The following is a 25904-nucleotide window of genomic DNA, read 5'->3' as shown; positions in this document are numbered from 1 at the left end:
AGAGATGATGGCGACGGCACCATGTACTGAACGCGGGCGAGCGTCTGCTATGGGTCGTTAGCAGCCTTTCGCTGCTGACCACTAACGACCCATAGCGGACCCGGGCCAGAATAGGCGCCGGGCTTCACAGTAGCTTCAATAATTCCAGAACCCCGCGATCCAGCGGAACCCTTCACCGTCGACCGCGACCCGCCCTACGGACGGGAACGGCAAGTGGGTTGCCACGAACAGCTCGCCACTGGCGGCGGCGGCTTGCAACAGCGCCACCCGTACCCGTACCGACTCCTCGGGGTCGTGCTCGAAGCCGTTGTGCCACTCGGGGTGGTCAAAGGCAACCGGGAACAGCGCGTCGCCGGCGAAGGTCAGCCGCTCACCACCCGAATGGACGTACACCACGCAATGCCCCGGGGTATGGCCGCCGGTCAGGCTGGCGACCACGCCGGGCGCCACTTCATGCTGGCGCTCAAAGGTGCGGATCCTGCTGCCATAGGCTTGCATGAACGCCGTGGCCGTGGACCGCAGCACGTCCGGTACCGGTTGTGGCATATCGGTTTGCGAGAAGTCCGGTGCGGCCCAGAACGCGACTTCGGTCGCGGTGACATGGATCTTCACGTCCTCACGCAAGCGGTTTTTCACCTCATCCACCAGCAGGCCGCCGATGTGGTCCATGTGCATGTGGGTGATTACGATGTCGGTGATCGATTCCAGCGCGATGCCGGCAGCCGCGAGGCGTTTGGGGAACTGCCCGGCCCGTGGGAAGCCGGGGAACTGCCCGCCCAACCCGGCATCCACCAGGATCACCTGTTCGCCGCTGCGCACCAGCAGGACGTTCAGGGCCCAGTCGAAGTTCTCCGGCCCCAGGAACATGTCCTTGAACCAGGCCGCGCGGGCGGCCGGGTCGGCGTTGGTCGACATGGTCTGGGTGGGCAACGGCAGTACACCGTCACTCACCACCATTACATCGATGTCGCCGACTTTCACGGCATAGCGCGAGGGCACCAGTTCATCGGTTTCGCTCGGGACGACTGTGTTCATTGGCATTGTCATGGTCGTTCTCCTGCTTGAAGGGATAGGCTCATGCCACGGGAATCGACGGGTCGGCAGCGGCCAGGGCGGTGGCGCGCTCGGCGGCCGGTGGGTAGATCCACACGGTGTTGATCTGGGTCTTGAGTTCCTTGGCTTCGCCTTTCACCAGTTTCAGCTGGCGGTCCCAGCCTTCGCTGTACACGGCGCCCCAGGCCCCCAGGTCCAGGCAGGTCACGTACTTGGGCTGGCGATAGGTGGTGGGGGCCACGCCCAGCAGGTCGGCGGCAGCGTTGTTGCCGGCATGGCGACCGAGGCTGATCGCGTGCTGGCAGGACATCACCGCGAAATTGCCGATATCGTCGGTGGCGGCGTAGGCCACATCGCCCGCGGCGAATACATGGTCCAGGCCGCGTACCTTGAGGTTGCCGTCCACGTGCAGGCGGCCCTGGTGGTCACGTGCACTGGTCAGCTGTTCGGTCAGCGGGCTGGCGCGCATGCCGGCGGTCCAGACCACGGTCTGGCTTTCGATGTGCCGGCCATCCGCCAGGGTGACGCCATCGGCATCCACCGCCGTGACCGTGGCACCGACGATCCATTCGATCCCCAGTTCGTCCGAGGCTTCGATGATTGAAGGCCGGATCCCTTCGCCCAGGGCTGCGCCGATGCGCTCGCCACGGTCGATGAGGACCACCCGGATCTGCTCGCCTTCGCCCAGGGCTGCCCGCAGGCGGGCGGGCATTTCGGTCGCGGTCTCGATGCCGGTGAAGCCGCCGCCGGACACCACCACGGTGTTGCGGGCGGCGCTGGCGGGCCGATTGCCCAGGGCCATCAGGTGCTGCTCCAGGCGCGCGGCCGACTCGATCTTGTCAACGTCGAAACTGTGCTGGTTCAAGCCAGGCACCGGTGGCCGTGCCAGCTGGCTGCCGCTGGCCAGGATCAGCCGGTCGTAGGCCAGTTGCGCCGGCTGGCCCGCTTCGTCGCGGTAGCTGACGCGGCGGGCCTGTTCGTCGATGCTCTCGGCGCTGCCCTTGACGAAGCGAACGTCCACGGCGTCGAACAGCGCCTGCAGCGGGGCGAACATGTTGTGCACGTCGGCTTCATAGAAGCGCGGGCGGATGCGCAGTTCGGCTTGTGGGGCCAGCACGGTGATCTGTACGTCCTGACGGTCGTGCATATCCAGCAGGCGTGCGGCGCTCAGGGCGCTCCAGAGACCGGCGAAACCTGCACCAATAACCAGAAGTTGCTGTTTCATGATCGTGCTCCTGACGTGAACGGGTAAGGGTTCTGAACTTCAGCCTTGGCGAGACGCTGTAGGGCCAGTCGTTCGCTGTAGGTTGATGCTAATCAGGGGCAGGGGCGGGAACACTTCTCCATGGGTGTGCAACGGATTACGCATGGGGCGTAAGCGGGTATACCAAGGTATCGAAAGGGCCGTTCAGTGGTGCAGGCTCGGCGGTGAGGCTCAGCGGTGCAGGGCAGAGGCGATGCAGTCCAGCAGCTGCTGGGCTTCGAAGGGCTTGGGCAGGCAGCTGACCACGCCCGGCATGCCTGGGGTGATCCGCGAGCGCTGGCCTGGGTGGGCGCTGATGAAGATCACCGGGATGTCGAAGCCCCGTACCTGCAGTTGCGCCAGCAGCTCGACGCCGCACATGCCGGGCATCTGGATGTCGGAGATCAGGCAGCCCGCCTGGCCCGGGCCATCGGAGGCGAGGAAGTCACTGCCGCTGGCAAAGGTGCGGGCACGGTAACCGGTGGCGCGCAACAGGCCGTCGAGGGCATCGCGCAGGGACTCGTCGTCGTCGACGACGGCAATCAGCGTTGCGGTGGGCTGCTTCATGCGCGGTCTGCTCCTGGCGGCCTGTGCCATAGCTCCAAGATACCCCGTCGCGCAGGTGGCAGAAGTATACCTAGGTATACCCGGGCAATACCTGCGTCTGGTATTGCCAATTTCCAGTGGCCAAACCCGTGAACCTTGCCCAACAATAGGCTAGATTTTTCATCTGCCAACGACGCGGCGTCACGGCTCAAGGAGCACACATGGCCTTACAGAGCACGCACGGCTCGCATGAGCCGGTGGTGTACATCGTCGATGACGACGAGTCCATGCGCCTGGCCCTCGACGGCCTGTTCCGCTCGGTCGGCCTGCAGGTGCAAAGCTTCGGCTCCACCCAGGACTTTCTGGCCTTCCCGCGCAAGGCTGGGCCCGGCTGCCTGGTGCTCGACGTGCGCCTGCGCGGCGAGAGCGGCCTGGCCTTCCAGGCGCAGATGGAGCAGGGCGGGGTGCACATGCCGGTGGTGTTCATGACCGGCCATGGCGACATCGCCATGTCGGTGAAGGCCATGAAGGCGGGCGCGGTCGATTTCCTCGCCAAGCCGTTCCGTGACCAGGACATGCTCGACGCGGTGGCCAATGCCCTGGCGCGCGACCGCGAGCGGCTGGCCGGCGAGCAGGCAAGCCTGGCACTGCGCAGCGCGTTCGAGGCACTCACGCCCAGGGAACGCCAGGTGCTGGCCTTCGTCACCGCGGGCCTGATGAACAAGCAGATCGCTGCCGAGCTGAACCTCAGCGAAGTCACCGTGAAAGTGCACCGCGGGCAGATGATGAAGAAGCTTGGCGCGCGTTCGGTCGCCGAGCTGGTGCGCATGGCCGAGACGCTGGGTGTCGAGCCCCTGCGGCGCACGGTCTGACGCTGCCCGCATTCTTCCCACTCGATGACGGGGCCCGGACCCATGCCAGGCAAACAGCAAGTCCTGTGGAACGATGGTGATCGGCTGTTTTGCCGGCTGAAGCGCCCGGACGGCAGCCGCGTGCTGCTGATGCGCCCGGCCAGTGAACAGCCGTTGCCCGCCACCGTCGACCGCCTGGCCCATGAATACGGCCTGCGCGATCAGCTTGATGCTGACTGGGCGCTGCAGCCACAGGCATTGGAGCGGATCAACGGCAAGCCGCGGCTGGTGCTGACCGACCCTGGCGGGCAACCCTTGTCGACGTTGCTGCTGGCGCCGCTGGGTGTCGAAGCCTGCCTGCAGCTGGCGGTTGAAATCAGCGTGGCCGTGGGCCGCCTGCACCTGGCCGGGCTGGTGCACCGCGATCTCAAACCCCACCATATTTTGGTCGGCTGCGACGATGGCAAGGTCCGCCTGACCGGCTTTGGCCTCGCGTCGCGCCTGCCCCGTGAGCGGCAGGCCCCCGAACCGCCGGAGACCATCGCCGGCACCCTGGCGTACATGGCCCCTGAACAGACCGGGCGGATGAACCGCTCCATCGACTCGCGCAGTGACCTCTACGCGCTGGGGGTAAGCCTGTACCAGATGCTCACCGGCGCGCTGCCGTTCAACGCCACAGACCCCATGGAGTGGGTGCACTGCCACATTGCGCGCAAACCCTTGCCACCTTGCGAGCGCGTCGCCAGCGTGCCGCCACTGCTGTCCCAACTGGTGATGAAGCTGCTGGCCAAGACCGCCGAAGATCGTTACCAGAGCACCGCCGGCCTTGAGCACGACCTGCGCCGGTGCCTTGCCGAGTGGCGACAGAACGGCAACATCATGGCCTTCAGCCTAGATGAGCAAGGCACCCCCGACCGCCTGTTGATCCCGGAAAAACTCTACGGCCGCGAACGCGAAGTGCAGGTGCTCGAAGATGCATTCACCCGCATGGTGCGCAGCAGCGTGCCGGAGCTGGTGCTGGTCTGCGGGTACTCGGGGATCGGCAAGTCTTCGGTGGTCAACGAGTTGCACAAGGTGCTGGTGCCGCCGCGCGGTTTGTTCGCCAGCGGCAAGTTCGACCAGTACAAGCGTGATATCCCCTATGCGACGCTGGTGCAGGCGTTCCAGGGGCTGGTGCGTACGCTGCTCGGCAAAAGCAGCGAGGTGCTGGCCGAATGGCGCTCGGCATTGCTGGCGGCGTGCGAGCCCAACGCACGGCTGTTGACCGACCTGATTCCCGAGCTGCGCCTGATCATCGGCGAGCCCGCGCCCGTGCCGGAGCTGGACCCGCAACAGGCGCAGCGGCGGTTTCTGCTGGTGCTGCGCCGCTTCATCTCGGTGTTCGCCCGCGCCGAGCACCCCCTGGCGCTGTTTCTCGACGACCTGCAGTGGCTGGACGCGGCGACCCTCGACCTGCTCGAAGACCTGCTCACCCACCCGGAGCTGCGCTACCTGATGGTGGTTGGCGCCTACCGCGACAACGAGGTGGACGCCCACCACCCGTTGACCGCCAGGCTCCAGGCGATCCGCAAGGCTGGGGCGCCGGTGCACGAGGTGCGCCTTGCGCCCCTGGCCCGCCCGCATATCGAACAGCTAATCGCTGAGGCGCTGCACTGCCCGGCGCCCAGCGTGATGGGCCTGGCCCAGTTGGTGCAGGACAAGACCGCCGGCAACCCGTTTTTCGTCATCCAGTTTCTCCAGGCCCTGGCCGAGGAATCGCTGCTCGCCTACGACCACGCGGCGCGGCGCTGGCGCTGGGAATCGCAGCGCATCCATGCCAAGGGCTACACCGACAATGTAGTCGACCTGATGGTTGGCAAACTGGCGCGGCTGCCGCTGGCGACTCGCCAGGCGCTTCAGCACTTGGCCTGCCTGGGCAACGTGGCGCACACGCAGACCCTTGCCCTGGTACTCGACCTGCCGCCCGAGCGCGTGCAGGCGGTCTTGTGGCCGGCAATCCGCCTGGAACTGGTGGCGCATCAGGACGGTACCTGCGCCTTCGTGCATGACCGCATCCATGAAGCCGCTTACTCGCTGATCGCCGAACAGGACCGCGCGGTCATGCACCTGCGCATCGGCCGCCTGTTGGCCGAACAGGTGTCGGCCCAGCACCGCGAGGAAGCCATTTTCGAGATCGTCGGGCAGCTCAACCGGGGCGTGGCGCTGATCGATGCCTGTGCCGAACGCGAGCAATTGGCCGCGCTCAACCTGCTGGCCGGGCGCCGGGCCAAGGCCGCGTCGGCCTACGGTTCGGCACTGGCCTACCTGAGCGTGGGCGAGCATTTGCTGGAGGGGCCCGCTGCAGCGCATCCGCATGAGTTGAGCTTTGCCCTGGCGCTGAACCTGGCGGAATGCGAGTTTCTCACCGGCCAGCTCGGGCACGCCGACCAGCGCCTGATCGGCCTGGCCCAGCGCGCCAGGACCGCGGCTGAAGGCGTTGCGGTGGCGTGCCTGCATATGGATGTGTACCTGATGCTCGACCGCAGTGACCGCGCGGTAGCGGTGTGCCTGGCCTGGTTGCGCCAGGTGGGCATTCATTGGCGCACGCAACCGGACGATGATGAGGTGCGTGGCGAGTATGACCAGATCGCGCTGCAGGTGGGCACGCGCAGCATCGAGCAGTTGATCGACCTGCCCCTGATGGAAGACGCGACCTCCCTGGCCACCCTGGATGTGCTGTGCAAGCTGTTTGCCCCGGCCGTGCAAACCAATGCCAACCTGGCCTGCCTGACCATCTGCAAGGCCGTGAACCTGAGCCTTGAGCATGGCAACTGTGATGCCTCGTGCATGCTCTACGCCAATATCGGGCGGGTCTCCCGGCGTTATGGCGACTACCAGACCGGTTACCGTTTCGGGCGCCTGGCCTGCGAGCTGGTCGAGCGGCGCGGCCTGCAACGCTTCGAGGCCAATACGTTCCTGTGTTTCTCGATGTTCGTGGTGCGCTGGACGCGGCCGGTCAGCGAGTGCCGCGAGCTGCTGCGCCGGGCCTTCGTCGCGGCCAACCGGGTTGGAGACCTGCCATATGCCGCCTACGTAGGCAACGGGCTGATCTCTGATCAGCTGTTCAGCGGCGAACCGCTGGGCAGCATGCAGACGGAGGCGGAGCAGGGCCTGGCCTACGCCGAAAAGGTGCATTTCGGGCTGGTGATCGACTTCATGAATACGCAGTTGGCGCTGATCCGCACGCTGCGCGGGCAAACGCCGCTGTTCGGTTGTCTGGATGACGACCACTTCAGCGAGGCGCGTTTCGAGCAGCACCTGGCCGCGGTTCCAGATCTGGCCTTGGCGGCCGGCAAATACTGGGTGCGCAAGCTACAGGCGCGATACCTGGCAGGCGATTATGCGGCGGCCGAAGCCTGCGCGGCGCAGGCCAAGGCACTGAAGTGGGTGATCGCCTCGTTTTTCGAGGAGGCGGAATACCACTTCTTTGCTGCCCTGACGCTGGCAGCCGGGCAGGGCGTTGGCGAAGCGGCGTTACAAGCGTTGGCCGAGCACCATGACGCGTTGCAGACCTGGGCCCGCCAGTGTGCAGAAACCTTCGCCAGCCGGCAGGTATTGGTGGGGGCGGAAATCGCACGTTTGCAGGGGCGCCTGGTCGACGCCGAGCACCTCTACGAGCAGGCCATCAAGCTCGCGCGTGACAGCGGTTACATGCATGTCGAGGCGCTGGCCAACGAACTGGCCTCGCGCTTCTATGGTAGCCGCGGGCTCGCCAGGATTGCCCGGGTCTACCTGCGTGATGCGCGTTATGGCTACCTGCGCTGGGGGGCCGACGGCAAGGTTCGTCAGTTGGACAACCGTCATCGTTATCTGCGCAGCGCCGACCCGGAACCGGGCCCCACAACCACCATCGCCACCCCGGTCGAACACCTGGACCTGGCGACGGTGCTCAAGGTGTCGCAAGCCGTCTCCGGCGAAGTCGACCTGCAGAAACTGATCACCCAGGTGCTGCGCACGGCCATCGAGCAGGCCGGCGCCGAGCGTGGCGTGCTGGTGCGTGCCCGGGGGGAGGCACCGCGTATCGTTGCGCAGGCCAGTGTGGGGGAGGGCGAGGTGGTGCTCTGCAACGAGCCGGTGAGCGACTCGCTGCTGGCAGAATCGGTGCTCTACCAGGTACTGCGCACCGGCGAAAGCCTGTGCTTGGAGGATGCCATCGTTGACCCTGCGTTTATGGCTGACGACTACATCCGCCGCTGCCGGGCCCGCTCCCTGCTGTGCCTGCCGCTGACCAACCAGGCGCGCTTGGTGGGGGCGCTGTACCTGGAGAACAACCTCACTGCGGGGGTGTTCGACTCGGCGCGTATCGCGGTGCTGCGGCTGGTCGCGTCACAGGCCGCCATCTCGCTTGAAAACGCCAGGCTGTATCACGCGGTTGCCGAACGTGAAGCCAAAAATCGCCAGATACAGGCCGAACTGGCCCATGCCAACCGTGTCGCCACCATGGGCCAGCTGGCCGCCTCGATCGCCCATGAAGTCAACCAGCCGATCGCCGCCACGGTCACCAATGCCAATGCCGCCATCCGCTGGTTGGGTGCCCAGCCCCCGCAGCTGGATGAGGTGGCGCTGGGCTTGGGGCGGATCATCAAGGATGCCAACCGCGCAGCGGAGGTGTTGGGCCGTATTCGCGAGCTGATTCGCAAGGCCCCGCCGCAGAAGCAGGCGGTGGACGTCAACGCCGTGGTGCTGGAGATGGTCGACTTCACCCGTGGCGAGGCTGTAAAGGGGCGGGCACAGGTGCAGACCGAGCTCGCCGAGGGCTTGCCGCAAGTGCTGGCCGACCGCGTGGAGTTGCAGCAGGTGCTGCTGAACCTGATCCTCAACGCGCTGGAAGCCATGTCGGAGGTGGAGCGCGCCCGCACGCTGCACATCAGCACGGCCATCGACCAGGGCGATGTGCGGGTGACAGTGGCCGATAGCGGGCCCGGATTCGTCGCCGAAAACGTCGAGCAGGTGTTCGAACCGTTCTACACCACCAAGGCGACCGGCCTGGGCATGGGGCTGTCGATCTGCCGCTCGATCATCGACAGCCAGGGCGGGCGTTTCTGGGCCAGCGCCAGGCAAGGGCCGGGCGCCGAAGTGCAATTCACCTTGCCGGCGCATCCCGCGCCGGGCGCCTGAAGGTTTAGGCGTTAATCAAAAGGGGCTTGACCTTGACACTAGCGTCAAGCCCTTAGGGTTCTCTCCATCGGAGGTTCATATGCAAATCGGAGAGCTGGCCGTGCGTGCCGGCGTCAGTACACGCGCGCTGCGCCACTATGAGTCGCGCCAGCTGCTCGAATCGACGCGGCTGGACAATGGCTACCGCGACTACGCGCCGTCCATGGTGCAACGCGTGCTGTGGGTTCGCGAGCTGCTCGAATGCGGCTTCAGCACCCGGCAGATCCACGGCCTGCTGCAGTACCTGGCGGAGGAAGAGGACAGCGAAGGCTTCCTTGCCTGCCTGCAGCAGCACATGGAAAAGCTGGTCGCCCTGGACGCGCTCCAGGCTCAGCTGAGCGAGCGTCGTGAACGCCTGGCCGAGAAGATCGGGCGTTATCTGCCTCTGCACCCAGGCGTGCTGCGCGCCCCTGATTTGCGGCCTCCCGAACGGGTTCATTCGCAAGTCACATTGGAGAGATGATGGGAAAGCTGACAGACAAGGTCGCCCTGATCACCGGCGGCAACAGCGGTATCGGCCTGGCCACCGCACAACGCTTCGCCTTGGAAGGCGCCAAGGTGGTCATCACCGGGCGCCGCCAGGACGTGCTGCAGGACTCCGTGGGGCTGATCGGTGAAAATGCCGTCGGCCTGTGCGCCGACGCCAGCCGGCTGGAGGACCTGGATGCCATGTACCGGCAAGTGGGCGAGCGCTTCGGCCACCTTGACGTACTGGTCGCCAACGCCGGTGTCATCCGCCCGGCGCCGGGCGACCAGGTCGATGAAAAGCAGTTCGACGAGCAGTTCGACATCAACGTCAAGGGTGTCTTCTACACCATTCAGAAGGCGCTGCCATTGCTGCGTGATGGCGGTGCCATCGTGCTGGTATCGTCCATTGCCCACCAGAAGGCGCTGGAGGACCATGTGGTCTATGCGGCGACCAAGGCTGCGGTGCGCTCGTTCGCCCGCAGCTGGGCGGCGGAACTCAAGGGCAGACAGATCCGCGTCAACTGCCTGAGCCCCGGGCCGGTGCTGACCCCGATCATCGGCAAGATGGGGATTGGCGAGGCGCAGTTTGGCGCATTCGAAACGCACGTGGCGGGGCTGATACCGCTCGGTCGCCTGGGCCGGCCGGAAGAGTTGGCGAACGCAGCGCTGTTCCTGGCTTCGGATGAGAGCAGTTTCATCACTGGGGTCGACCTTTGTGTCGATGGCGGGTTGTCGCAGCTTTGAGTGGTAAAAAAGCCCGAGGCGCATGCTCCGGGCTTTTATGCTGGCCATAATGGATGCATGGGATCCACAGCCCGCGCCCCTACGATAGCCCTAGGAGATATAAGCACCATCCCCTCCGTATCAGCCGTGCTTCTTGCCATGTGGCTATACCTGATTGGGTCACTGGTCATGTTGCCGTGCGAGATCGTTGGCCTGAAGCGGCGATCCGAGGACCCCTCGGAGGTTTCTGACGCGGCGGCGACTTGTCTTTCTTGGCGTGCTTTATCTGATCACTGCACCGTTGCTAGGAGCGGCCCGAAATTCCGGCGGCTGCTATGTGGCGCGAGCGGTCGCTCGCCAATGACTGCTAACGACCCAAAGCGTCCGTTCGCGACAGGCAGCTACCGGCCAATAGCTGCCTTTGAGGGGCGGCTGCTGCTAGCAGGGCGCAAGTAGTAAAAGTTTCTCCCTTTCGGATTCCCATCTAGACATGCTAGTGTCAAGTTGCCATCCTGGGGCAGTAAAGGAGATGCGTAGGACTACGCCAAGGAGGAGGCAGGATGTCGATCATTCAGGAAATTCACGCATGGTCTACTCGGTAGTCGTAATGCCGGAGTAGCCCCAGTTATCAGTGTCGACTTCTTCGATCACGATGTGGGTCAGCTTAGGGTCTTTATGAAGCACGCGCTCCATAGTTTCAGTAATTTCCTTTATTACCTGAGCCTTTTGCTCTCGGGTAACACCATCACGAGTGATGCGGACGCTGATGAATGGCATGGGAAGTTCCTCTATCAAGTGTGCATTTGGGTGATGAGCAGTTGATGGAGAAACTTTAAGAATTCAGAGCAAACTGATAAATATGCCCTGAGGTACTTCATTTGTGACCTCGTGTATCGAATCACAAGCACTGGGTAGGATTTTCTGGCCTGGTACCTGCCTGGGCCCAGCTATGGCAGGCTATAGCTGCCAGTCGTGCTTCGCACAGAAGAAGGGGTTGGGATGGATCGTTTGCAAGCAATGCAGGTTTTTGCCCGAGTAGTGGAGACCAACAGCTTCAATAGAGCAGCTGAAGCCTTAGGGATCATGCCGTCATCGGCCACCCGCATGATCAAGAATCTTGAGGATTACCTGGGGGTCCGCTTGCTCAATCGAACGACACGGCAGCTGAGCCTGACGGCGGATGGTGAGCATTACTACCGTCACTGTCGCCAGGTGCTGGCGGACATTGATCGTGCGGAATCCACCTTTCCGGGCGGGAACGCCACGCCGCGAGGCAGATTGCGTGTGGATATCTCGAATTCTTTAGGTCGTCTTTTCGTTCTACCTGCAGTGCGCGAGTATCAGCAGCGATTTCCTGAGGTCGAATTGGTTATCGGCCTGAGTGACAGGACCGTAGACCTGGTGCAGGAAGGCATTGATTGCGTGATCCGAACCGGAGTGCCGCTCGACTCTGCAAGCCTGGTAGCTCGGCAAATTGGCAGTTTCGACTGGGTAACGTGCGCCTCTCCACAGTACCTTGAAGCGTATGGCGTACCCAGGTCCTTGGACGATTTGCAGAAGCATCAGTCAGTGGGTTACCTGTCTAGTAGGACTGGGCGATCCATCGAATGGCACTATTTGATCAACGACGATCCTGTCTTCGTTCGAGTTCCTGAAAAGCTAACCGTAAATGACACAGACGGCTATGTGACATGCGGGCTGGAAGGCCTCGGCCTGATACGGGTGGGCAGCTACATGGTTTGGCCCCATTTGGATTCCGGCAGACTAGTTTCAGTGCTTGAGGGTTATACCGCGCCGCCCGTGCCGATCTCAGTAATGTATCACCACAGTAGCTACCATTCACCGACGCTGAGGTCGTTTGTAGACTGGGTCATTGAGCTGTTCAAAAACTCAAAATTAGGAATAGGCAATTAATCCATCACACCTCCTCACTGCATGCCAAGCATTGAAAGCCAAATGGGGGTAGTGGTCGACGGTCATAATTCGTTTTTTTGCAATTGTGAAATCGAGTTTCGGCACAGACATCATGAATGCTTTTAGCCAAAATCGTTAACTGGCTAGCGACTGCAAGAGTCGCCGACTGCTCATACTGAGATTTTTCAGTTCTAACGAGGTGGCTTTATGACTAACGAGACTACTTTTAACAAGCGCAAGATACTCGTGCTCGGCGCAGGTGAATTGGGGCTAGAGGTTCTGAGAGAGTTATCTGCACAAGGGGTGTCCATCGGAAAGGCAGATGTTTCGGTAATGCTGAGGACATCATCCAGCAGTTCTTCAAGCCAACGGAGTCAACTGCTCACTGAACTGGATGCTCTTGGGGTTAGCGTGATTGCGGGGGATGTGGTGGGTGACACTCTGGAAACCATCGCCGAAACTTTTGCCAAATTTGAGATAGTGGTTAGTTGCGTAGGCTTTGCTGCTGGTCCAGGCACTCAGCTAAAGCTGGCCTTGGCAGCTATCGAGTCAGGTATCAGAAAATACTATCCTTGGCAGTTTGGTGTTGACTACGATGTGATCGGCCGCGGTAGCGCTCAGCCACTCTTCGACGAGCAACTTGATGTTCGTGATCTATTGCGCTCACAAAGCAGGATCGACTGGACGATTATTTCTACTGGTATGTTCACAAGCTTTCTCTTCGAGCCAGCCTTTGGCGTCGTAGATCTCGAAAACAGGACAGTTAATGCACTTGGCGACTGGGATACGTCCGTTACTGTCACCACGCCTCAAGACATTGGTAAGTTGACAGCGAAAGCAGTACTTTCCGAGCCTGAAATTACCAGCAAAGTAATCTACACTGCGGGCGATACCGTTTCCTATCGTCAGCTGGCAGATCTCGTAGATGAGGCGCTGGATTGTTCCGTTGCAAGGAATGTTTGGACGATTCCTTTCTTGCAGGACGAGCTCAAAAAGGATCCCACCAATGTTTTGAAAAGATATCGACTGGTATTCGCGCAAGGCAACGACAACGGCGCTGGTGTAGCGTGGAAAAAAGAAGCATCTTATAACTATATAGAAAATGTAAAAGTTTCTACCATAGCAGATTGGCTTAAATCCAACGCTGCGGTATAGCTCACCTTATGACTGCTATCGCTTGCCAAATACAACAATCAAAGCTTTTTTGCTTAAAGCGGTAGCAGTCGCCGAATTCTATTCCCGCTTTTTCTAAATTTAGCGTTTGGACTGCAGAGCGATCCGTGATACGGAGAAGAAACCGTTCGCATTAGTAACAATTTTAAAATCGTAACCCAGCTGCTGTGCCATATGTCGAAATGCGGCCATTTCACGTCGCGCTGGATTGCTTTCGTTGTCATCCTCAATGGTGGCACTCAGCTCGACTAAATGCTGCTCAATCATCGCTAAAACGCTATCGACGTAAGGGGATGGAATCGTGATCTGCCTGTCGCCCAGTATGCTCATCGAGTTAGCCTTCCTTTATTCCTAACTTCTGTCATAGAGAAAAAATTTTCGAATATTCAGTTGATGGAGCCTGAAGAATGACGACCCATAGCTCTGAACTGGTACTCGTTTACAGCTCGTAAATGCGACTCCGCTATTTGACGTAGCCGCTCGATTTCATTCCCGGGTCGAGCCGAAGCTTGAGCCTCATGGTACCGTTTCATCGCATCGACAGCACTGTACAGCTGATGGTCGGGAGCAAGTATGGGCATTTTATAATCATTACGAGGGCACCTTACTAGATGATCGAAGATGGCTGACCGGCGTTCACAAGCTGAACGTTAATGACAGCCTGATAAAGCGAGTCCGCCAATAGCTGTAGGCGCTCTATTTCATGCATTGCCAAGCCTGTGGCCTCCACTGCTTGGGCATTCCAGATGGCTTTAAGCGCTTGTCGGATCAGCGGCTCGCCTGCTTCGACCACTCCTACGAATTTGCGCTTCACAGCCTGGTGCTTATTCCCTGATACCGAATGATAGATCAGGGCCAGAGCGACCCATCGATGACAAGCTCACTCAAAAGGTACGGACTGGGGATAATCATGAGGCCTGCACGGACACCAGAGCTTTGGATCAGTGTCCGCTTTGGGTCGAAAGCGGCCGTTCGCCAGTGTCCGCTTTCGACCCATAGCGGTCGTTCGGAAAGGTCAGCAAATGGCCTGAAGCAGACGGTACGCGATAGGAGCGAGGTGCCGTCTTCGAAGTATTACCTCTCCAGGCCGAGTCACTAGGTCATCAAGCCCTAGCCGCAGGTTTGAGTCGGAAGCTGACGCCCATACGGTTGAACGCATTCATTGCGGCAATCGCCGCTGTCAGGTCAACAAGATCCTTTTCTGCAAACATCGCCGATGCGGCTGCATAAGCTTCGTCGGATACCTGTGTCTCGCTTACCCTGGTGACTTCTTCCGCCCAAGCCAGTGCTGAGCGCTCCTGATCCGAGAACAAATATTGCGCTTCATGCCATACCGGCACTAACAGCACCTTGTCCACTGACATACCTGCTTTGATCAGATCGCGTGAGTGAAGATCAATGCAATGAGCGCAGCCGTTGATTTGAGACACTCTGAGAAACACGAGGTGGATCAACGAGGCTGGCAAATTTGTCGCGGTGGTCACGAAATGATGCAGGCCGCCGAGGGCCTTAGCTGCACCAGGCGAAGCTTCAAACCAATTGAGACGATTCATGATTTCTTTTCCTTTGTATGAGCGATGAAGAGCGTGGCCGCTTGTTGGCATACGGCCCAGTTGAGATGCAAACCTTAACGCTTGGAGTAGATGTCGGCCCTGAAGCGGACTTTAGACTTGATCCACTCGACGGCTATGCCTAACAAAGTACGCCTGCACATCACCGTACCCTGTTGCCCTTCCAGTATTCAGTGACTCCCCCCCCTTGGCGGTACCCTCAACGGTGAAGTAATGCACCTGAGTGAGACCGATGGTGGCAAGGACGGCGGAGAGGTAAGGGCGCAGAAAGTCCGGTTGACGGGCCTGTGGGCCGCTGATATAGCCCCCGCTAGCGATTGCGACGTAAACCGGACGATCCGTCAGATTTCCGACTTTGCCTTTGGCGGTGCCCAAAAACGTTTTGCCCACGCGTACCACGTGGTCGATCCACATCTTGAGTGGGGCGGGCACGCTATAGTTGTGCATCGGCGTGGCAATCAGCAGTACGTCGCATGCCTGTAGTTGGTCGATCAACTCGTCGGAACGGCTCAACGTACCCTTCTGACCGCTTGCTATGACTACGCGCTGATTGGCCAACGCCTGGGCGTAAGGCGAATCAACTGGGGCCAAGGTGTTGAGGTCTAAATCGGTCAACTGGATACCCCTTCTGCCGGCCTGACTGGCCAAGGCAAATAGGATCTGCTGGGACAGTTTCAGACTTTCCGAAGCCTCTGCATTGGGGCTGGCGACCAGGCGAAGAATGCGCAAGGGAGCAAGTGGCTGTTGGGACGATGTCATGAGGTTTGCCTCCTTGGGTGTGCATGCGGGTTATGGCGTATCGAACTGTTTTTGAAAGCGCAGTGCACCCGTCAACAGGCCTTCACGGAAGTAGAAACGTTGCGCGCGGGCGTTGGCCAAACCCGTGTCGAGCACCAGGCGTGCACAACCGCTGGCGCGCGCCAGTCGTTCCAAGGCTTGCAATAAGCGCGACCCCCACTGGCCACCCCGCTGAGCCTCGGCGGTTACAAGGTCATCGACATACAGGAATGCGCCGTAGACCAGGTTTTCCTGTAAGCGATAACCAGCCAGTGCTACAAGAACGCCTGCGTCATAAGCGCCAATCAGGCGATAGCCTTCAAGGCGCATACGCTCGATGCGGCGGACGAAGTCGGCTTCGCTCGTTAGATGAGGGCGCAATTGCTGCATTACCGGGAATGCGCTGCACAGGTCATGGGTGCTGTCCAAGGGACGCAGGGCGGTGTCGGCCAGGTCGAGCACGCTGGGTATGAAGTTGTGCAAAGGGAATTTCATGGGAGTTGCCCTCGTCAGTAGGTGATGGCGCTATATTGGACTACCATTGACCCACTTGATTGAGCCAAGAAATGGGATATGAACTAGGCCATGATGACCTCCCCCAAGCCGCCTTTTGCTCCCTTGGAAGAGCAGTCCGCCTTGCCCCTGTATCGTCAACTGTACGACCGCGTGCTGGCCGCCGTTGCCGCTGGCACGTTGTCCCCCGGTGACCGCTTGCCGTCGGCGCGCGCCATGGCTAAGGAGCTGGGGGTGGCACGTGGCACCGTCGAACTGGCCTATTCGCTGATGGCCAGCGAAGGGTACCTCCTGGCGCTCGGGCAGAAAGGCACCGTAATCAATCCTGAACTGCAGAAGCCTGTGTCAGCGGCCACCGTATTACCAGTCAGCAGCCAAGTGATCGAAGAAGCGCCTGATTCGCTCTGGCGCCCACCGCAGCTGTTGCCGTTCCAGATGGGGGTACCGGCGCTGGATGCATTTCCGCGCAAGATATGGGCGCGTCTCGGTGCTCGGTATCTCCGTGGGATGCGTCTGGGAGATCTGGACTATCCAGCACCCCACGGCCTGGCAGCGTTGCGCAGCGCCATTGCTTCGTATCTGCAGGTGTCCCGAGGTATCGATTGCGGTGCCCATCAGGTGTTTATCACCAGCGGTTGGCGCAATAGCCTGTCTTTAGTCGCACATACCCTGTTGCAGCCAGGCGAGTGCGCCTGGGTGGAAGACCCGGGCTATCCCACTACGCGCCAGGTGCTTCGCCAGTTCGGCCTGGACCTGGAAGCGGTGCCGGTTGATGCCGAAGGCATGAACGTAGAACACGCCATCGCGGGTTCTCGGGCTGCTCAGGTCGTCATGGTGACACCAGGGCATCAGAGCCCGCTGTCGATGGCACTGTCGCTGCCACGCCGACAACTGCTACTCGATTGGGCTGCCCGCACCGGTGGCTGGATTGTCGAGGACGATTACGACGGCGAGTACCGCTACGTCAGCCGTCCACTTCCAGCGCTGGCCAGCTTGGATCGCCATGGGCGCGTGCTGTATGCCGGCACCTTCAGCAAGGTGCTGTTTCCCGGTATTCGCCTGGCTTATCTGGTGGTGCCGCAGGCGCAGGTGGCAGCGTTCGAGCGCGTCGGACGGGCCTTGTTTGCTGCCGGGTCACCGTCAATTACCCAGGCTTTGGTGGCGGAGTTCGTTGCCGAGGGACACTTCGCTCGGCACATCCAACGCATGCGCCGCCTCTACAACGAACGACGGGCATTGACCATCGAAGCACTGGAGCGGAGTTTGCCGAAGGGTATGCAGGTGGAACGCTCGCCAGGCGGTATGCACCTGGTACTGCGTTTGCCGGAGGACGTAAGCGACACCGCCCTGGCCGAGCAGGTGCTGGCGAGGGGCATGTCGGTACAAGCGTTGTCGCGCTGGGCTGCCTCATCGCAGCGTCAGTCAGGTCTGCTCCTGAGTTTTACCAACTGCGCCACGACTGCTCCAGGCGAGCAGCTTGGCGCGTTGATCAGCAAGTTACTCAGTTGAGGTTGGCCTTGTTCAGGCCGAACAGTTCATCGGACGAGCCCGGGATCGCCTGGAAAGCCACATTGAGGCGATTCCAGCCATTGATGGCGACGATCAGGAACGACAAATCCGACAGCTCCTGCTCGGAAAACTGCTCACGCGCACTCGCATACAGGCTGTTGGAGATACCATGAGGCGGCAGTTGGGTCAGGGCTTCAGTCCACTCCAGCGCCGCCCGCTCTGCTGGCGAAAACAGCTGTGACTCACGCCAGACGGCCACGTGGTGAAGACGCAGCTCGCGCTCGCCATGGATCTTGGCCTCTTTCACATGCATATCCACGCAGAACGAACAGCCGTTGAGCTGCGAAGCGCGCAACATGATCAGGTGGGCGAGATCGGCCAGTAGCGGCTTCTTGCTCAGTTGCAGGGTGAGCTCCACCAGTTTGTTGGACGCTTGGGGAGACAGTTTGAAGTAATCAAGGCGGTTGTTCATGGGTAGTTGCTCGTAGTGGGTGGATGGTTGATGGAGCCCACTGTAGCAACGCTTGGAATAGCCCCACAGGGCCAAGATAGTAGCTTCGAACTAGGCCATATCTGTATCGAAGTGCGCCATGATCACCTATCGAGCGATAGGGTCGAAGGGGCGCAATAGGCCGTTTATTGGCCTCCGCGAATGGCCGCAATGGGTCGTTAGCTGCCGGTCGTGGATGCTGCTATTGTCCCTCAGCCATGCGTGCGACTGGTCAGATCGAATGCAAGTGACCGGTCACGTCGAATGCAAACGGCTGGTCAGCATCAATGAAAATCACTGGTCAAGTGCGGTGCAATTGCCCATGCGGTGAATCTCGCGGGTTCCTTGGCGCTTTTTCTGCTTGCGACGTGGGAGGCCAAGTGCTCCCGGTAGAGCTGGGAGCACCGATCAGTTCAGTGGCGGACTACCGCCTGTGATTACCGAAGAAAAACTTAATCCGGTGCCTGGAATTAGTTGACCACTACATTTTGTCCAAAATGTGGCAAGCCAATCGACCCACAGTTGCGTGGCTGGGAGGCAAAGGGCCGGTTTTACAACGGGCATCATCCATTTCTTTGCGGCTGTTGTCCCCGCTATCTGTGATGCGGAGCAGGTAAGGCAGCACGGTATCGAAGGCTCGCTTTCACCTTCTCCGAAAGGGGATAGCCCTGAACATCGAACCGTTAATCCAAACCGCGAAAGAGGTTCAATAGCACGACCGATAGCGTGGGGGACGCTCGGCCAGTGGATAGCTGTCGTTGCTCATGTTTGACTCTCAGCGGATCAGCCCCATGACCCTTTGGGTTTAAAGGTCAACCACAACCGATGAGAAGTACAGAAAGGATCTCGAAAAGCTGTTTGAAGAAGATCCTCGGTACACAACAGCTTGTGCCTGCTCGGTAGATTTGTGAGGAGTAGTCGCAGCGATCCTTTAGCTCCCGGCCTTGAGACCTTGGGTTCAGGATCCGACCGGCTACGCCAGCCGTCACTACTTCAGAGAAACCAGCTTTCTCTGCTGCCGAAATTGCGGGGGGTGCTTGCTGGTAACCAGTCCCGACGGATGCGCAGTTGCAGTCCTCAACTACGATCCTATACCCAGTGACGCGTGTGTCAATTATTTGATGACAGGCGTAATCCCTAGTACGGGACAAAGGTAGCCCAGCCAGAAGGGTGACGGTTAGAACATTACCGCCATGGCTCAGCTAGACAGCACTAGCGCAATAAGGCGTGGCAGTACATTTTCAGCTTCACCTATCAGCATGATCTCGTTCGGCCCGTTCATGGACACATCCATGACATTGACGTGAATGACCACCGCACCAGATGCCAACGCTATGACTGGTAAGTCAGCAGCAGGTCTGACCACGCCGGAAGTTCCGACAGAAAGTAAAACGTCACACTGTCGTGCTGCTCGGTTGGCTGACTTCCATGCACCAGGCGGGAGATCCTCACCAAACCAGACCATAGCTGGACGCAAGCGACCGTTGCACCGACGGCAGCGGGGCGGTTCTACCATTGCGCCTTCCGCTGGGATGGTCGGAAACTCCAACGCCTCCGCAACAAACCGGTGACAGGCGAAACACTTGGGGCGCATCAGACTTCCATGGAGATGAAGCACCTCCTGATTGCCCGCCCGTTCGTGCAGATCATCAACGTTTTGAGTGACCACAGTCACACTCAGTTTGCTGCCAGATAGCCGATGGATCGCCCTGTGTGCCGCATTGGGCTGAGCCTGCAGCACCTGTTGGCGCCGCCATAGGTACCAGCCCCAAACCAGCGCTGGATCTTCTCGGAATGCCTTCGCAGTTTCTAAACGCTGGGGATCTTGGCGCTCCCACAGCCCAGTCAGTCGATCGCGGAAAGTCGGAATCCCGCTTGCGGCAGAAATCCCAGCACCGGTAAACACCATTATCTGCTGCGCACTCCGCAGTGCCTCAGCGGCTTTCGCCAGGGTGTCCATTCGTGTTCATCATCCTAAAGCGGAAAAGGAGGAGGCGGTTGAGGAACGCTTGTGAGTGTCATCGGGCCTATCTCGACGTAGCGGACACCCATTATCGCCTCCCGAGCGTGCTTGAGCTGCAACTGACGGTGTGCGATTCTGCATCAAAAGTGCGCGTACAACTGCGCTTCACCAGTAGATTTAAGTGGAATGGCAGCGCTTGCAATTCGCGCTTTAAGGCTACCTGCGGAGTACAACGCATGTGACCGTTTTCGCAGGCGTAAATCGAGATCTCCTAATTTGTAGGTGGCCACCGCTGTCTCGTAAATCACTGCGGTCTGCGAGGACTCAAGCCCACGGTGGATCACAACCTTACGAAGCTCTTCCAGGCTCCAATGCGGGCGTCCGGTGATCGATGGAGGACATAGCATTTGTACCTGCGCGATCTCGACGCCCGTTGCCTGGGAGAGGAAAACGTTGAGCTCATAGGCATCTTCAACAACAGCTGCTCGCTCGCTTTCACCGTTGAAAAGCGACCGCAACGTCACCCAAAAGCACATCCCCTCAATTTCACAATAAGAACCCGTACGGACAGTGCGGGTGTGAGATTCAGACAAGTAGATCAAAACGGGCTCCACTGAGCGCTACATACCCAGGCGATCAGTCGCCAGGGCGGGAAAACTCAAATTATCCCACAATGAACACTATAGGTTGTAGCCCTATCGTGTTCGATGGCGCTTCATCATTCCTTTTGTGAGGAGTGATGATGGAAATCCGTGCATCCTTGGGTGAGGCACTGCGGCGCATGCGCATTCTTCACGACCTGACCCAGGAAGATTTCGCAGTAGTCAGCAGTCGGACCTACGTGAGCGCACTCGAGCGAGGGCTCAAAGCGCCAACTATTCAAAAAATAGAAGACCTGGCCGGCCGAATTGGTATCCACCCACTCAGCCTCATCACTTCTGCGTACCTCATCCAGGATCCCGATGTTGGCTTAGAGGAGCTGATCAATCGACTGAGAGAAGAAGTTATCGAGCCGTGCCGAGAGACCTAGCGACCATAGTGAGCGCTATAGTGTTCATGGCGATTTGAATCGATTACCATCTCGCTGCTCTGCCTGAACATGCTTCGGGAAGCAGCGTAGACATGCGTAGATCATTCCATGGCTAAGGTGGTCCCTTCTACATCCAAATGCCTATGGCCACCGCCGCTGCTTCTCGTTCTTCGATTCTCCGATACATGCAGCCGACTTCAAAATCGTAGAGAAATGCTTACTAGGCTCTGCACGAAATCCCGAGAAGCCCAATCGCCGTCCTTTGATGTCTGAGATTTTGTACAGTCACCTGGCTTTCGGTGGAAACGTGTTCTGTGACGGCAAATCGACCCGAACCATTGGACGAGGCCTGGGGTGTGATCTCCGATCTCCTCATTGAGCCCATGGCCGGGAGGGCTGTTGAGCTAGCGACTAATGCTGGATGGAATATTTTGGGGACTCTACTGCAATGAGGATTCCCGGCTATCTCGTCGTATCCAGAGCATGAGTGCCTGTCTCATCCGCTTCAGAAGGCTTTCACCCTTTAATTCACTCCATTAATTATTGTAATTTGAGCGGGCTAGAAATTTTGCCTTAAAAAATAAAATGGCCAGGGATCATTTGGCTTGGCCTTTCAGTAAGGGTGAGTGAGAAGGTTGGTCGTGCCATTTCACTTATTTCTTGCGTGCTTTAGTAGTGCTAGGTTTTTGTGGGGGGTTAATCCCGCTGAATTCGCTCTTGAGCACTATCGTATATTTACATGCTTGCATTTAATGAGCTCTTTTTTCAGACTTTTAATTTCTTGCTGCAAGGCATGGTTCTCATGTACTAGTGAGACAATTTTAATTAAAGCTATTTCATACGATTCTCTAGTTTTGTCTAAGCGATCTTGCGCAGCTTTCTTTAGTATTTTTTGCTTTTCAATCTTCTGAGCAGTCGTTGGTTGTGCTTGCGCCTGCTGAGCGGCGGCGGCAGCTTCAATTTCGGCGATTAGCGGCGTGTTTGCAGTGCGACTCTTTTTGATTGAGCCGCGCTTGCGACCTGCTTCAAGGGCTACCGTATCTTTGTTAATTGCTGAGTCTTTAGGGACAACTTGCGGCTTGTTTTCAATTAAGCGGTGCAGCGCTGCGCGGTAATCTTGAAGGGTGTTCATACTAACTCCTCCATTTTTTTCAGTAGTCCGCGTTTCTCTAATTTTTCATGTATTGCTCTAATCTCGGACTCGATCTGTTCATACTGAGGATTCTTCGAGGTGAAGAGCGATTGCCCGCGTTTTAGATTGTTTACGCTGCGTTTAATGTTTTTCAGTGTTCGATTGTCATCGAGGATGGACTTTTCGCAATCCAGGCAAGCGAAAATACTGGTGAAAGAAATCTTGTCACATGGTTCGAGATTTGTGCAGCCACCAATTGGGCCGAGTTTGTAAACCATCTCGCCTCTCTCAAACTTTTTCTGCGTGGTCGCGCGATCTGTGGTGATAACAAGTGGTCGACCTTTGTCGTGTGCTGTTTGAATGCGATTACCCTCTCCCCCCCAAAGACGGCTCGTACTGTTGATGACATTTGCTTCGTAGTCGATAAACTGGGCTTTGCGGCGTTCGTGCTCTAGTTCATCGAGCCAAGTCTGCAGTTCCTCGGTCTGAAGAAAGTTTACGGCGAAGGCGTTGTCTCTGCGGTAATATGAGGTCATAACCTCTGTCAATTGCTTGAATTGAAGCCCCAACGAGCCTACGGAAACTAAACCAGATCGCGCTGAATAAACAGCTAGTGAGCGCCTGCACTGATGAGTTGCCAGAGGCCACGGCTTGCCGATTCTAACGTTAGGATCACTGCGCCAATTTCGAAATCCGTCAAATTGCTCTAGTTCACGAATATCTATTTCCAGAACATCCATGCTGGACCAGCGAGCCATAATCCTATTCATTCGAAAAGCTACATTTGCCGCTGCAACGGGAGCACCCTGAAATACTTGATAAACGCCTCGCCGACCAAGAGTCGGGAAAAGCGGGTATTGGCTAAGATCAGATTCATCATATCCAAGTCGCAGGGCAGCGATTTTACCCACATAACGGGCCGCAGTAATGCCTTTCTCAATAATAGGTGTCGTAATCCAAAATGTTTCTGTCTGATTAGCTCCTGCGAACTTGGATGTATAGCCGCGTAAAATTGTAATGTCTACGCCGGCTGAGCTTATCGTCATCAATGTGTTAGCGGGTAGGTGGCGAGCCTCATTGTCTCGCATTCCTGAAAATAAATGAATCCAGTATTTGGCGGCGGTTTGAATTTGACCTAGGTAGCCATACAATTCCCGCCAGTTTGTAATTGACAGCGCCTTAAGGTTTGGGGTTAGTTCGATTTGTGAAACTGCATCATCCCATTTAACTGTTCTTCTATAACGTGAGGCGTCACGGGGAGATGAGCCGAAGTATGGGTTGTCCTTACGTCGTTGGCAGAACTCGATGAGAGCTTCACCGATAGCGTTGAACGACGTTAACTCAGTTTCGAGCGAAGTAATAAGAGCGGCGTAAATTCGAGAGGGAATAAGCTTTGTTTGTTTTGAATCGTCTTTTTGCGATTTTGGGTGGTTGTCATAAAGGGCTTGCATGCGTTCAATAAGTGAATTTGATGTCGGGGCAAACTCAAAATCCGGGTGCTTTTGTCGCGCCTCGAATAGCTCTTTTATCAGCTTGAGCATATTGCGCATCTTGGTTCGGCCTAGTTCGGCGTAGCTTGGTAACAGCACGCGATCGACGTTCAAGTCCTCGAATAAATGTTTGAGTGATAAATCATTATTGAGCGCTAGTCTTGCCAGATCATGGATTTCAGTCAGTTTAATGGAGGAGGGCTTGCGTGGCCTGCGATACAAATACATTCGCACAATCTGTATGCGCTTCATCTCTTCGATGATGGCTGAAATCTGATGCTTGAGTGTAGGGGTTTTGGTCCATCCAGCAAAGTTGTAAACGCACTGCCCTTTTGCGTCGTACTCTTTCATGCTCCAGAGGTTGTCTTTGTAGCGTGAATTTACAGATCCATCCGGCGCTCGAGAAATAACAAAGTCATCGTCAATAGCAAGGTATAGCGACGGGCTGGCTAAGGTGTCAGGTAACTGATGCTCTTGCCATTGGTTAAGTTGGAGGCTGGTGATGATGCTCATGACACGGCTCCTAGCGTAACCAAAGAATCGAAGTGAATAGCCCAGAAGTCATCAAGCTCACCGCGTTCCACTTCTAGGCGAACCCGTTTGATTGTATCTGCATTGTCAGGGTAGGTGTCTTGGATAGCTGAGATAACTTCGTCAATTCGATGGATAGTCGGACTGAATTTGTTTTGCCAATGTTCAATAGGTTGTTTTGCTTTTATCGCATGAATTAGGTAGCGAAGCGAGAGCAGGCGACGTATATCCTCTTCATCTGCGTGAACGGCATAGTGCGTGCAAAACAAGCAGGTTTCTGGATTACGGCAAGCGGGGGCAGGTGCCAGTGCGGAAAAACCCCGGGCGCGCTCTGGGTGCGATTCAGATGTTTTTTCACATAGTCCCATACCTGTTATGGCCTCTAGCTTCTTATCATTGAGAACGCGCACGGGAATGCGCTTCATCGTGCGCGTGCGATCAATCGCTGCTTGGTGCATCAACTCCAAGAAATTGGCTATTTCCGCTGCGAAGTCTTCTAATGCGGGTCGGCTGTATGCGTGGCGAACTGTATCCTCGGTATTACCCAGCTTTTCGGCAGTCAACGCTATGTCGCCGCCACTGAGCTTCACATAGTGATAACTGACGTTTTTCCGCCACTGCATTGGCGTGACCCAGGCAGTCTTCGGTAATGCTTTGGAGAAGCATGCCTTCAACTGAGAAATCTGTTGGTTACCCAGCGATGAAATGCTCTCTCCCCGTAAGATCATCGGAAAAACTAGTATGCTGTCACTACCGTTCAGAACCCATTGGCGTAACTTGAGATATTTCTTAAATACCGGTACGAACTGAGCGCCGAATTCCGGGTTGACGGTTTTATGGCCAGCCCGTGCTTTGGTTCCAGAAAAGCGCTTGCCTTGTGTGCTGGGTACAAACTCAAGCGTATCAATTTCAAGATTTAGGGCGACACTAAGGTTACAACCTGTGGCGGCGATGAATGCCATCATTCCTGCTGTCACAGCTTGAGCTCCTATCCATTGTCTTAGGTTGGATCGTAAGTCTATATCGCTCTTGTTAAAGCGTTTTCTTGCGTTGTCATAAATGGCTCTTTCGATTTCCAAAGATGCGCTGTTGCCCGTTAGCTTGAAGTGTGACTTTACATTGTCCCAGGTGGGGAATTTCGGAGAGTGTGCCAGTATTGATGAAAGGCTAAAATTTGCGAATTTACATTTATCGCTAAAAGTAAGCCGTGCATACTGGAAGCAGGACTCGCCGTTGGGTGAGGAATAATGCAGGGGAAGAGCGCCGTCATTAATCAAAAGGCGATGAGCTTCATTGATGAAGTGTACAAGCGAGGCAAATGTACGTGCCTGTATATCGGCACTCGGCAACTTCAGGTTTACATGGTTCTCGTGAACAGCTTTGCGAGGGATTAATGTGGCGACGCCACTTATTTCCGATTCGCTCAGGCCGGTTGCGCATATTAACGCTGTTCTTGCAGCAGCTTGCTAGCTGCATGCAGTGCTTTGTTTGATTTGTCGGCCACGGATGCCTGAACTATTCAATCGGTGCAGCAGATATTGAGTGTAGCCACTGTAGGCATGTTTCATATCTGACGTGTTGTCGAAAGCGTAGAGGTTATCTTGACTGTCAATCCAGTTAATGAAGTTGCAAGTTCTTTGGAATAGCTGGGTTGCAGATGACGGACTGCGCTTTGCACTTAGAGTCTCGATAAGGGCTTGAGCGAAAGCGATTCTTGCTTTATCGAGTGAA

24 protein-coding genes are annotated in these 25904 nt (G+C 57.7%); 8 read left to right on the top strand and 16 right to left on the bottom strand.

Translation table 11 applies throughout. The features are described 5' to 3' along the window. Positions 1–135: 135 nt before the first annotated feature. The 3 genes from AB1N67_RS16780 to AB1N67_RS16770 form a co-directional block, all read right to left on the bottom strand. Complete coding sequence (locus AB1N67_RS16780) at positions 136–1047, bottom strand: MBL fold metallo-hydrolase (protein ID WP_367863291.1); 912 nt, start codon at positions 1045–1047, stop codon at positions 136–138. A gap of 28 nt (positions 1048–1075) precedes the next feature. Beyond that, positions 1076–2278 carry an NAD(P)/FAD-dependent oxidoreductase gene (locus AB1N67_RS16775; protein ID WP_367863290.1) on the bottom strand — a complete coding sequence of 401 codons (1203 nt, stop codon included), beginning with the start codon at positions 2276–2278 and terminating at the stop codon, positions 1076–1078. 210 nt (positions 2279–2488) lie between these two features. Next, positions 2489–2863 carry a response regulator transcription factor gene (locus AB1N67_RS16770; protein WP_367863289.1) on the bottom strand — a complete coding sequence of 125 codons (375 nt, stop codon included), beginning with the start codon at positions 2861–2863 and terminating at the stop codon, positions 2489–2491. A 200-nt stretch (positions 2864–3063) separates the two neighbouring features. Between AB1N67_RS16770 and AB1N67_RS16765 the strand changes: the two genes are divergently transcribed. From AB1N67_RS16765 to AB1N67_RS16750, 4 genes are all read left to right on the top strand, one after another. Then, positions 3064–3714, top strand: a complete 651-nt coding sequence (locus AB1N67_RS16765) for a response regulator transcription factor (protein WP_367863288.1) — start codon at positions 3064–3066, stop codon at positions 3712–3714. 42 nt (positions 3715–3756) lie between these two features. After that, positions 3757–8850 carry an AAA family ATPase gene (locus AB1N67_RS16760; protein ID WP_367863287.1) on the top strand — a complete coding sequence of 1698 codons (5094 nt, stop codon included), beginning with the start codon at positions 3757–3759 and terminating at the stop codon, positions 8848–8850. A 79-nt stretch (positions 8851–8929) separates the two neighbouring features. Next, positions 8930–9352, top strand: a complete 423-nt coding sequence (locus tag AB1N67_RS16755; RefSeq protein WP_367863286.1) for a MerR family transcriptional regulator — start codon at positions 8930–8932, stop codon at positions 9350–9352. Next, positions 9352–10101, top strand: a complete 750-nt coding sequence (locus AB1N67_RS16750; protein ID WP_367863285.1) for an SDR family NAD(P)-dependent oxidoreductase — start codon at positions 9352–9354, stop codon at positions 10099–10101. Before AB1N67_RS16755 ends, AB1N67_RS16750 begins: the two co-directional genes overlap by 1 nt. Before the next feature lie 570 nt (positions 10102–10671). Here AB1N67_RS16750 and AB1N67_RS16745 read toward each other — a convergent pair. Further along, on the bottom strand, positions 10672–10857 hold the full coding sequence (locus AB1N67_RS16745) for a 4-oxalocrotonate tautomerase family protein (RefSeq protein ID WP_367863284.1): 186 nt from the start codon (positions 10855–10857) through the stop codon (positions 10672–10674). Positions 10858–11079: 222 nt separating this feature from the next. Between AB1N67_RS16745 and AB1N67_RS16740 the strand changes: the two genes are divergently transcribed. Both AB1N67_RS16740 and AB1N67_RS16735 read left to right on the top strand, forming a co-directional pair. Beyond that, positions 11080–11994, top strand: coding sequence for a LysR family transcriptional regulator (locus AB1N67_RS16740; RefSeq protein WP_367863283.1), 915 nt, complete (start codon positions 11080–11082; stop codon positions 11992–11994). A 207-nt stretch (positions 11995–12201) separates the two neighbouring features. Beyond that, positions 12202–13149, top strand: coding sequence for an aromatic alcohol reductase (locus AB1N67_RS16735; protein WP_367863282.1), 948 nt, complete (start codon positions 12202–12204; stop codon positions 13147–13149). A gap of 99 nt (positions 13150–13248) precedes the next feature. On the opposite strand, the gene AB1N67_RS16730 is transcribed toward AB1N67_RS16735, so the two are convergent. From AB1N67_RS16730 to AB1N67_RS16705, 6 genes are all read right to left on the bottom strand, one after another. Further along, positions 13249–13497, bottom strand: a complete 249-nt coding sequence (locus AB1N67_RS16730) for a hypothetical protein (protein WP_367863281.1) — start codon at positions 13495–13497, stop codon at positions 13249–13251. 56 nt (positions 13498–13553) lie between these two features. Then, the gene (locus AB1N67_RS16725) at positions 13554–13748 is read right to left on the bottom strand and encodes a hypothetical protein (RefSeq protein WP_225786854.1); all 195 of its coding nucleotides are present in this window, start codon (positions 13746–13748) and stop codon (positions 13554–13556) included. A gap of 26 nt (positions 13749–13774) precedes the next feature. Continuing rightward, on the bottom strand, positions 13775–13981 hold the full coding sequence (locus AB1N67_RS16720; RefSeq protein WP_225786853.1) for a hypothetical protein: 207 nt from the start codon (positions 13979–13981) through the stop codon (positions 13775–13777). A 289-nt stretch (positions 13982–14270) separates the two neighbouring features. Beyond that, a complete protein-coding gene (locus tag AB1N67_RS16715; RefSeq protein ID WP_012314951.1) occupies positions 14271–14720 on the bottom strand; it encodes a carboxymuconolactone decarboxylase family protein in 450 nt (149 codons plus the stop codon). A gap of 111 nt (positions 14721–14831) precedes the next feature. Further along, a complete protein-coding gene (locus tag AB1N67_RS16710; RefSeq protein WP_225786852.1) occupies positions 14832–15497 on the bottom strand; it encodes an FMN-dependent NADH-azoreductase in 666 nt (221 codons plus the stop codon). 30 nt (positions 15498–15527) lie between these two features. Continuing rightward, positions 15528–16010, bottom strand: coding sequence for a GNAT family N-acetyltransferase (locus tag AB1N67_RS16705; RefSeq protein WP_012314953.1), 483 nt, complete (start codon positions 16008–16010; stop codon positions 15528–15530). Positions 16011–16100: 90 nt separating this feature from the next. Here AB1N67_RS16705 and AB1N67_RS16700 point away from each other — a divergent pair, with 90 nt between their 5' ends. Then, on the top strand, positions 16101–17537 hold the full coding sequence (locus AB1N67_RS16700) for a PLP-dependent aminotransferase family protein (protein ID WP_367863280.1): 1437 nt from the start codon (positions 16101–16103) through the stop codon (positions 17535–17537). Here the strand turns inward: AB1N67_RS16700 and AB1N67_RS16695 are convergent. From AB1N67_RS16695 to AB1N67_RS16685, 3 genes are all read right to left on the bottom strand, one after another. Next, positions 17530–18009 carry a carboxymuconolactone decarboxylase family protein gene (locus AB1N67_RS16695; RefSeq protein WP_012314955.1) on the bottom strand — a complete coding sequence of 160 codons (480 nt, stop codon included), beginning with the start codon at positions 18007–18009 and terminating at the stop codon, positions 17530–17532. The genes AB1N67_RS16700 and AB1N67_RS16695 overlap by 8 nt on opposite strands. A 1216-nt stretch (positions 18010–19225) precedes the next feature. Then, on the bottom strand, positions 19226–19987 hold the full coding sequence (locus AB1N67_RS16690) for an NAD-dependent deacetylase (RefSeq protein ID WP_367863279.1): 762 nt from the start codon (positions 19985–19987) through the stop codon (positions 19226–19228). 143 nt (positions 19988–20130) lie between these two features. Next, positions 20131–20592, bottom strand: coding sequence for a hypothetical protein (locus tag AB1N67_RS16685; RefSeq protein WP_367863278.1), 462 nt, complete (start codon positions 20590–20592; stop codon positions 20131–20133). 140 nt (positions 20593–20732) lie between these two features. On the opposite strand from AB1N67_RS16685, the gene AB1N67_RS16680 reads away from it, so the two are divergent. Further along, positions 20733–21020: a helix-turn-helix domain-containing protein gene (locus tag AB1N67_RS16680; RefSeq protein ID WP_367863277.1), complete on the top strand. Its 288-nt coding sequence runs from the start codon at positions 20733–20735 to the stop codon at positions 21018–21020. Positions 21021–21744: 724 nt separating this feature from the next. Here the strand turns inward: AB1N67_RS16680 and AB1N67_RS16675 are convergent. From AB1N67_RS16675 to AB1N67_RS16665, 3 genes are read right to left on the bottom strand one after another with little or no spacing between them, the layout of a single operon-like run. After that, entirely contained in the window at positions 21745–22152 is a 408-nt protein-coding gene (locus AB1N67_RS16675) for a hypothetical protein (protein ID WP_367863276.1), read from the bottom strand. Continuing rightward, entirely contained in the window at positions 22149–24155 is a 2007-nt protein-coding gene (locus AB1N67_RS16670) for a hypothetical protein (RefSeq protein ID WP_367863275.1), read from the bottom strand. Before AB1N67_RS16670 ends, AB1N67_RS16675 begins: the two co-directional genes overlap by 4 nt. After that, a complete protein-coding gene (locus AB1N67_RS16665) occupies positions 24152–25522 on the bottom strand; it encodes a hypothetical protein (RefSeq protein ID WP_367863274.1) in 1371 nt (456 codons plus the stop codon). Before AB1N67_RS16665 ends, AB1N67_RS16670 begins: the two co-directional genes overlap by 4 nt. Positions 25523–25904 lie beyond the last annotated feature (382 nt).

The organism is Pseudomonas guariconensis, from assembly GCF_040822035.1.
Classification (GTDB): Bacteria; Pseudomonadota; Gammaproteobacteria; order Pseudomonadales; family Pseudomonadaceae; genus Aquipseudomonas; species Aquipseudomonas guariconensis.
This window is presented reverse-complemented; position numbering and strand designations above follow the sequence as displayed.

Excerpts from the sequence above, each read along its gene's own strand:
- AB1N67_RS16745 (WP_367863284.1), bottom strand. The coding sequence starts at position 10,857 with ATGCCATTCATCAGCGTCCGCATCACTCGTGATGGTGTTACCCGAGAG.
- AB1N67_RS16705 (WP_012314953.1), bottom strand. The coding sequence starts at position 16,010 with ATGAAATTCCCTTTGCACAACTTCATACCCAGCGTGCTCGACCTGGCC.
- AB1N67_RS16780 (WP_367863291.1), bottom strand. The coding sequence starts at position 1,047 with ATGACAATGCCAATGAACACAGTCGTCCCGAGCGAAACCGATGAACTG.
- AB1N67_RS16715 (WP_012314951.1), bottom strand. The coding sequence starts at position 14,720 with ATGAATCGTCTCAATTGGTTTGAAGCTTCGCCTGGTGCAGCTAAGGCC.
- AB1N67_RS16765 (WP_367863288.1), top strand. The coding sequence starts at position 3,064 with ATGGCCTTACAGAGCACGCACGGCTCGCATGAGCCGGTGGTGTACATC.
- AB1N67_RS16770 (WP_367863289.1), bottom strand. The coding sequence starts at position 2,863 with ATGAAGCAGCCCACCGCAACGCTGATTGCCGTCGTCGACGACGACGAG.
- AB1N67_RS16670 (WP_367863275.1), bottom strand. The coding sequence starts at position 24,155 with ATGAGCATCATCACCAGCCTCCAACTTAACCAATGGCAAGAGCATCAG.
- AB1N67_RS16675 (WP_367863276.1), bottom strand. The coding sequence starts at position 22,152 with ATGAACACCCTTCAAGATTACCGCGCAGCGCTGCACCGCTTAATTGAA.
- AB1N67_RS16710 (WP_225786852.1), bottom strand. The coding sequence starts at position 15,497 with ATGACATCGTCCCAACAGCCACTTGCTCCCTTGCGCATTCTTCGCCTG.
- AB1N67_RS16730 (WP_367863281.1), bottom strand. The coding sequence starts at position 13,497 with ATGAGCATACTGGGCGACAGGCAGATCACGATTCCATCCCCTTACGTC.
- AB1N67_RS16755 (WP_367863286.1), top strand. The coding sequence starts at position 8,930 with ATGCAAATCGGAGAGCTGGCCGTGCGTGCCGGCGTCAGTACACGCGCG.
- AB1N67_RS16735 (WP_367863282.1), top strand. The coding sequence starts at position 12,202 with ATGACTAACGAGACTACTTTTAACAAGCGCAAGATACTCGTGCTCGGC.
- AB1N67_RS16750 (WP_367863285.1), top strand. The coding sequence starts at position 9,352 with ATGGGAAAGCTGACAGACAAGGTCGCCCTGATCACCGGCGGCAACAGC.
- AB1N67_RS16690 (WP_367863279.1), bottom strand. The coding sequence starts at position 19,987 with ATGGACACCCTGGCGAAAGCCGCTGAGGCACTGCGGAGTGCGCAGCAG.
- AB1N67_RS16680 (WP_367863277.1), top strand. The coding sequence starts at position 20,733 with ATGGAAATCCGTGCATCCTTGGGTGAGGCACTGCGGCGCATGCGCATT.
- AB1N67_RS16695 (WP_012314955.1), bottom strand. The coding sequence starts at position 18,009 with ATGAACAACCGCCTTGATTACTTCAAACTGTCTCCCCAAGCGTCCAAC.
- AB1N67_RS16725 (WP_225786854.1), bottom strand. The coding sequence starts at position 13,748 with ATGCCCATACTTGCTCCCGACCATCAGCTGTACAGTGCTGTCGATGCG.
- AB1N67_RS16740 (WP_367863283.1), top strand. The coding sequence starts at position 11,080 with ATGGATCGTTTGCAAGCAATGCAGGTTTTTGCCCGAGTAGTGGAGACC.
- AB1N67_RS16700 (WP_367863280.1), top strand. The coding sequence starts at position 16,101 with ATGATGACCTCCCCCAAGCCGCCTTTTGCTCCCTTGGAAGAGCAGTCC.
- AB1N67_RS16760 (WP_367863287.1), top strand. The coding sequence starts at position 3,757 with ATGCCAGGCAAACAGCAAGTCCTGTGGAACGATGGTGATCGGCTGTTT.
- AB1N67_RS16775 (WP_367863290.1), bottom strand. The coding sequence starts at position 2,278 with ATGAAACAGCAACTTCTGGTTATTGGTGCAGGTTTCGCCGGTCTCTGG.